At 34.1% G+C, this 475-nt stretch carries 1 protein-coding gene; it reads left to right on the top strand.

The genetic code is table 11. The annotated features are described in order from the left end of the window. The first annotated feature begins 72 nt into the window (after window positions 1–72). Window positions 73–303: a hypothetical protein gene (locus H3V04_RS08815; RefSeq protein ID WP_198188196.1), complete on the top strand. Its 231-nt coding sequence runs from the start codon at window positions 73–75 to the stop codon at window positions 301–303. Window positions 304–475: the final 172 nt, after the last annotated feature.

Genomic DNA, 475 nt, shown 5'->3' with positions numbered 1-475 from the left:
ACAGTTATTGGTGACTTTATTATTTTTATTTTAATAATTAGATCAGCATATAAAAGTTAGTGGGGTGGTTAGGTGCACGATCTAGTTAGTGCAATACAGGTATTAACAGCCCTGGTTGGTGCATTTGCCACTCTTTTTGCAGTTTTGCATAAATCGCACCATGAAGATTACAGTGATAAGTTCAAAACGTTGCAGAAAGAAAGGGATAACTTAGCTGAAGACTACGAAAACGAGCGTAAAAAGCGCAAAGAGTTAGAAGAAAAATACGAAACATTAAAAAAGAAGTTAGAGAACACTAAATAGTGTTCTCTTTTTGTTGAAAGGATTTAAAAAATGACTCAGTTTATTAATCTATTAAATTCATTATTACCATACTTTGTTTTAGGAGCAGTCGGTGTTGTAGCTGTCTATCAATACGCAAAAGTGCATAATCCTGATTTTGCAAAGAAAATGGAATGGTTGTATGACGTGGCCC

It is taken from the genome of Bifidobacterium sp. M0353 (assembly GCF_016100645.1).
GTDB lineage: Bacteria > Actinomycetota > Actinomycetes > Actinomycetales > Bifidobacteriaceae > Bombiscardovia > Bombiscardovia choladohabitans.
This window is presented reverse-complemented; position numbering and strand designations above follow the sequence as displayed.